Below are 6,276 nucleotides of genomic sequence, written 5' to 3'. Positions count from 1 at the left end.
TCGACCATCGTGTTGATGGTGTTCTTGAGTTCGAGGATCTCGCCGCGTGCGTCGACGGTGATCTTCTGGGACAGGTCGCCCTTGGCCACCGCGGTGGTGACCTGGGCGACGTTGCGGACCTGGTTGGTCAGGTTGCCCGCCATGAAGTTGACCGAGTCGGTGAGGTCCCGCCACACACCTGCGACACCGGGCACCTTGGCCTGGCCGCCTAGGCGTCCTTCGGTGCCGACCTCGCGGGCGACGCGGGTGACCTCGTCGGCGAAGGCGGACAGCTGGTCCACCATCGTGTTGACGGTTTCCTTCAGCTGCAGGATCTCGCCCCGCGCGGGCACGTCGATCTTCTGCGAGAGGTCGCCCTTGGCCACGGCGGTGGCCACCTGGGCGATGTCACGGACCTGGGTGGTCAGGTTCCCGGCCATGGCGTTGACGGAGTCGGTCAGGTCGGCCCAGGTTCCGGAGACCCCCGGCACCTCCGCCTGCCCGCCGAGCGTGCCTTCGGTGCCGACTTCCCGGGCCACGCGCGTGACCTCGGAGGTGAACACGGACAGCTGGTCGACCATGCCGTTGAACACACTGGCGATGTCGCCCATGAGACCGTCGGCGTCCTCCGGCAGACGGGTCCCGAAGTCGCCGTCCCGGACGGCCGTCAGCCCCGCCAGGAGCTGTCTGAGCTCTCTGTTGCCCGGCGCGGCGTCGATCAGCTCGGTCTTGTCGCTGTTCATGCGCACACTCTCGTCCCGCTCCCCTGGAGCCCTCGGCAGTGAGGACTCGGATTCCCCGGCGGGCCTCGGTTGGACCCGTAAACGCTTTGCATTCCCTCACTTCACGGCTTCAGGCGAGGAGAAAATACGTCGCAGGCTAACCCACCCGGCACCCACCGATCAAAGCCTCCCGGTCGCTGCGCAACGGGGACGAAATCCGCTGAGAAGAGCTGCGCATGATGTCGGCTTCCTGGGGTAGCCGATGAAGTTTTCGCGCTTTTCCGCGTCTCGAGCCGTTGCGGGCGGTCCGCTGCCCACGAGCAGCCGGTACGAGCGGCCGAAGCGACCCATGTGCGGTCGAGGAGCGAACTCCGCACGCTGTCCGTACGCTCACCGCTCGGTGGACTGCCGGGGAGGTTGCACTCCGGGGCTGGGAGCGCGGCGCAGGCGGAGGTGGGGGAGGAGATCGAGGTACAGGCCGGCGGTGGGCTGGTCGGCGTGGGTGGGCAGGGGGAGCATGTCGCCGGTGCCGTGGCCGCCCAGTCCATGGTTGCCGCGGCCGGGGCGGGGCTGGGTGAGCTTGTCGTGGAGGTGGTCGAGGAGGTTGTGCCGGCTGTCGTGGAGATCGTCGGTGCCGGTGATGATGCCGAGGAAGGACTCGTGCAGGCGCAGGCCCTGCTGGTCCCGGTGGCTGAGGGTCTGGGCGGTGCGGAAGTAGGAGTCGCGGCCGTCGTGGATGCGGTAGAAGGCGCTGACAAGGACCAGGAGTCGTTCGTACGCGTGGCGGTAGGCGCTCTGATAGAAGCGGTGGGCGTGCTCTTCGGCGATGTCACCGGCGAGGATGCCGGTGAGGCAGGCAGCGGTGAGGGTCGCGCTGTACATGGCGAGGTGGACGCCGGTGGACAGCAGGGGGTCGAGGAAGCACGCGGCGTCGCCGGTCAGGAAGTAGCCGGGGCCGCCGAAGGTGCGGCTGGTGTAGGAGTAGTCGCTCTCCACCTTCAGGCCGGTGGCTGGACACGCCTGCTCCAGGACGGCTCTGAGCAGTGGCTGCTGGGCGATGGCCCGGTGGTAGACGGCGTCCGTGGAGCCGGCGGCGCGGCGGTCGCTGTTGAAGGAGGTCTTGTCGGTGACGAGGCCGACGCTGAGGGTCCGGTCGTGCAGGGGGATGGCCCACAGCCGGCCGTGCCGAGGCAGGGAGAACACGCCGATGGCCCCGGCGGGGCCGGGCAGAGGCTCGGCGTGGCGCCAGTAACCCCAGGTGGCGACGTTGCGGAACACGTCGTGGACGCGCCGGCTCCGCAGCTGGCGGGCGGCGAGGACTCCCGCTCGCCCTGAGGCGTCGACGAGGTGGTCGAACGCGATGCGGCCGTGCCGGCCGTCCTGGTCCGACCACAGGGCGGCGGTGGGGCGGCCGTCGTCGAAGACGACGCGGCGGACGGTGACGCCCTCGCTGACCTCGGCGCCCTGGCGGCGTGCGTGCTCCAGCAGGAGGTGGTCGAACTCGCTGCGGACGACCTGGAAGCTGTAGGGGGCCGGCCTGCCGGGCTCGTCGAAGCCGAGGGACCACTCCTGGCCGCCCCAGCCGTAGAACGCGCCGGTCTTGCGGAGGAAGCCATGGTTCTCCACGACCTCCCGCGCGCCCAGAGCGTCCAGCAGCGGAAGGAGGGAGGGCAGCAGGGATTCCCCGACGTGGTAGCGGGGGAAGCGCTCGCGCTCGAGGAGCACCACCTCGATGCCCTGGCGCGCCAGGAGGGCGGCGGCCGTGGAACCGGCCGGTCCTCCGCCGATGACCAGGACACCGGTGCGTTCCCTCACGGGTATTCCCTTCGGCCGGCCCTCTCCCCATGTGATTACTATAAGTGACATACTCGTCACTATGAAGAGTGAGAAGTGGACATCCACCCCCGTCCCTTCACCACTGGCCGGCGGTGCTCACACGGTACGGGTGGGCGTGGAGGAGGAGTACCTCGTGGTGGACCCGGTCTCCCGGCAGCTCAGCGCCCGGGCCGACAAGGTCGTCACCGAGGCCGCCGGCGAGCTCGGTCCGAGGGCCACCACCGAACTGACCCGCTACCAGGTCGAGATCCGGACCCACCCCCACACCAGTCTCTCGGCCCTCGGCGAGGATCTGCGCCACAGCCGCAACGCCGTCGCACGTGCGGCCGCCCGCCTGGGGCTGCGCGTGATCTCCAGCGGAACTCCCGTCCTGGGCCAGCACACTCCTCCGCCGTTCACGGCCGGGCAGCGCTACGCGCAGAGCCTGGCCACCTTCCGTGCGCTGGACCACGAGCAGAGCATGTGCGCGTGCCACGTCCATGTGGAAGTCCCCGACCTGGCCACCGCGCTCGCCGTCAGCAACCATCTGCGTCCCTGGCTGCCCGCACTGATCGCCCTGAGTGGCAACTCGCCCTACTGGGACGGTCAGGACACCGGCTACGACAGCTGGCGCACCCTGGCCTGGGGACGCTGGCCCGTGGCCGGGCCCCCGCCCTACTTCGACTCTCCCGCCCACTTCGAGGAGCTCGTCGGCCGGCTCATCACCAGCCGCACCCTCCTGGACCGCGGTGGCGTCTACTGGGACATCCGGCCCTCCCACCACGTGCCGACCCTGGAAGTCCGTGTCGCGGACGCGTCCCCCACCGTCGACGACACCCTCCTCTTGGCCGCCGCCGTGAAAGGCCTCACCGCCGCCGCCCTCACGGCCGTACGAGAGGGACGGCGCGGGCCGCGACCGGAGGCGGAGATGCTTCGGGCCGCCTGCTGGCGCGCCGCCCGCGACGGTGTGAGGGGCCAGAGCATCGACCTGTCCTCCGGCCGGCTCCAGCCCGCCGCCCGCTCGCTCGACCGGCTGTGGAACACCGCCCTGCCCGCCTTGACCCTCGACGACACGCGCACCGTCGACACGGCACGCCGACGCCTCGCCGGACAAGGCAACGGAGCCGACCGCCAACGGGCCGCCTACCGCAACCGTCAAAGCCACCTCGACATCGTCGACCACCTCGTCCGGCAGACCACCGCGTGAGTTTCGTTTCCCGGCGGTGCTTCACAAGCGCTGCGACCCGGCCGCGGGGCGTCCGGGTCGCGGCGCGGGCCGGGGTGTCCCCGGCGCACCGGAAGCGGCACCGTCGTCGTACAGGCTGAGCGGCAGTGTCCACGGACGAGTCGGGGAGCAGGTGGCCTTCGCCCGGACGACGCTCAGACAGCCCGCTGGGAGGCGGCTGCGTCGGGCCGCAGGTCGTCGAGGGTGAGCTGGTGCGCCGGAGGGCCGGGGAGCACGACCTGGCGGGTGAGGCGCAGGTCGGGGCCTACGTGGAGCAGTTCGCCGGGTTCCATCTCCCGCCAGTGGGGGTTGTCGTCCATGCGCTCACTGGCGACGACGACGGCGCGGTGCCGGGCGAGGTGCGACGAGTGGATGCGCATGCGACCGTGGGCGCCGCTGTGGTCGAGATGCCGACTTCCGTGCTGACCGCCCGCCCGGCGTTCGAGGACGTACAGGTCGTGGGTGTTCGGGTAGCGCAGCGCCCACAGCTCCCCAGGGGTGATGAGGACGAGGTTGAGGGCGTACACGGGCAGGTTGTCGGCGATCCAGTGGGCGGCGTGCCGGATCCCCTCCGTGACGTCCCCGCCGTGCCGGCGCGTCTCCCGGGTGATGAGGGCGAAGAACCGCTCGGAGTCGGTGTCACCCTTCACGAGCGACCGGTCCTCGCCCAGGTGGTCGTCGAGCGTGTCCAGGCCCTCGATGACTCCGTTGTGGGCGAAGAGCCGTCCGTCCTGCTCGAAGGGATGGGTGTTGCGGACGTCCAGACTGCCGGTGGAGGCGAAGCGCACGTGGGCGATGAAGGTTGCCGACTCCACCTCGCGGGCTTCCTCGGCGAAGGCACGGTCGTGGTAGGCGGCGATGGGTGCCTTGCCGATGCGAGGGGTGCCGTCGGCGGCGAAATAGCCGAGGCCGGTGCCGTCGGGTTCCCGGTGGCTCTGCCGGCTGAGGCTGTCGGGAGCGTCCAGAAGCCAGAAGGTGGCGCGGGTACGCTGCGGGGCGCTGCTGAGGCCGAAAAGACGGCACACGGCATTCCTCCTGGGGGGTGGCCGGCCAGGTGGGGCTCGTACCGGGCCGGCGGAGGCGTGGGGCTTGTTCCTCGAAAATAGGCGGGTTTCCCTCACAGGGGGTGAGGGCTGTGCCGGGGTACGCGGGGAAATCATCCACCCGGGCGCCCCGCGAGGCACCGCTGGTGCCGTCTCGGCCGGGCTGATGACGGCCTTGCTCACGAGAACCGGTTCCGGGGGCTGGTGGCAGGCGGGGCGGTACGCAGATCGTGCCCGCGTTCTCGGCCGCTGACCGTCGGGCAGTGAGACGTCCGCCGGGAAGAGGGCGCGGAGTGATGAGGACCGGACGCCGCCAGGCCAAGCCGCGGACGTACCGGGTGAGTTGCGGGAGCGGATCGAGCCGCGTTGATCGACCACAGACTCGTCACCGAGACGCCGGCGCGCCGGGGGACGACCTGTCGGAGATCCTTCAGGAACACCCTTTCAAGCAGGAACACCCCTTCACGGCAGGGGCCTGAGGCCGTCGCGGATGGGCAATGCCCTGCCTTGCTACCTCAACGACCTTCAGCGAGCTGGGGAGTTCCTCGCGCGCACCATGCTTTCCAGCAGCTCGACGGTGCGTCGGGCGGCGGGGTGCCGCGCGATCGACTTCTTCACCGCGAGACTGAGATTCCGGACCGGGGTGGGGGACACCAGGGCGACGGTGGTCAGGTTGTCCGGCAGCTCGCCGATACCGAGGGCCGGCAGCACGGTCAGCCCGATGCCCGTGGCCACGAAGGACATCGCGGTCCGGTAGTCGTGTGCTTCCACCACGAAACCCGGGGAGAACCCGGCCTGCGCGCAGGCGTTGAGGAGCACCTGGCGGCACGCCCCGTCGCGGGGTTCGTTGTCCACCCAGGGCCGCTCGGCGAGGTCCGCCAACGGCACCTCCGGCACCTCGGCGAGTGGGTCGTCGACGCGGACGACGGCGAGGTAGGGGTCCTCGGCGAGCCTGTGCACATCGACGGACCCGGAGCGCTCGACACCCGTCTCCTCCACGAAGATGTTCACGTCCACGTCGCCCGGCGCGAACTCGGTCAGCAACAGGTCCAGTCGGAGGTCCGGGAACTCGGCACGCAGCGCGGCGACGGTCGGCGCCAGCCACACCGCGCCGGCCGAGCCGAAGTAGCCGATCGAGAGACTGCCGACCCGGCCTGCGCGCAGATCGCCGACCACCCGCTCGACCCGGCTGAACGCCTCGAACAACGTGTCGGCCTCGGCGGCGAGGGCCCGGCCGGCCGCGGTGGGCTCGATGCCGCGACCGGATCGTTCGAACAACTGCAGTCCGGTCTCCCGTTGCAGCGTGGCCAGTTGCTGGCTCACCGCGGACGGTGTGTAGCCGAGCGCGGAGGCGCTCGCGCGGATCGAGCCCGTCGCGACGACCGCCCGCAGGACGCGGAGCCGTGGGATGTCCAGCACGCTATGACCGTACAGCTCTGCTTAACGGATGTACAGAACTAATCGATTGTGCTGCATGGAAGGCAGGGATGAT

The 6,276-nt window shown here is 70.4% G+C and carries 5 protein-coding genes; 1 reads left to right on the top strand and 4 read right to left on the bottom strand.

From position 1 onward, the window contains the following. A partial coding sequence (locus ACZ4VF_RS20735) for a HAMP domain-containing protein (protein ID WP_467927591.1) occupies nucleotides 1–722 on the bottom strand: 722 nt, incomplete at its 3' end. A gap of 369 nt (nucleotides 723–1,091) precedes the next feature. After that, complete coding sequence (locus tag ACZ4VF_RS20730; RefSeq protein ID WP_467927589.1) at nucleotides 1,092–2,516, bottom strand: NAD(P)/FAD-dependent oxidoreductase; 1,425 nt, start codon at nucleotides 2,514–2,516, stop codon at nucleotides 1,092–1,094. A gap of 61 nt (nucleotides 2,517–2,577) precedes the next feature. On the opposite strand from ACZ4VF_RS20730, the gene ACZ4VF_RS20725 reads away from it, so the two are divergent. Continuing rightward, nucleotides 2,578–3,723, top strand: coding sequence for a carboxylate-amine ligase (locus tag ACZ4VF_RS20725; protein ID WP_467927588.1), 1,146 nt, complete (start codon nucleotides 2,578–2,580; stop codon nucleotides 3,721–3,723). A gap of 173 nt (nucleotides 3,724–3,896) precedes the next feature. Here the strand turns inward: ACZ4VF_RS20725 and ACZ4VF_RS20720 are convergent, their stop codons facing one another. Together ACZ4VF_RS20720 and ACZ4VF_RS20715 are read right to left on the bottom strand one after the other, a co-directional pair. Then, nucleotides 3,897–4,766: a class II glutamine amidotransferase gene (locus ACZ4VF_RS20720; protein WP_467927587.1), complete on the bottom strand. Its 870-nt coding sequence runs from the start codon at nucleotides 4,764–4,766 to the stop codon at nucleotides 3,897–3,899. 543 nt (nucleotides 4,767–5,309) lie between these two features. After that, the gene (locus tag ACZ4VF_RS20715) at nucleotides 5,310–6,203 is read right to left on the bottom strand and encodes a LysR family transcriptional regulator (protein WP_467927585.1); all 894 of its coding nucleotides are present in this window, start codon (nucleotides 6,201–6,203) and stop codon (nucleotides 5,310–5,312) included. Nucleotides 6,204–6,276 lie beyond the last annotated feature (73 nt).

Source organism: Streptomyces sp. NPDC029151 (assembly GCF_055564315.1).
This window is presented reverse-complemented; position numbering and strand designations above follow the sequence as displayed.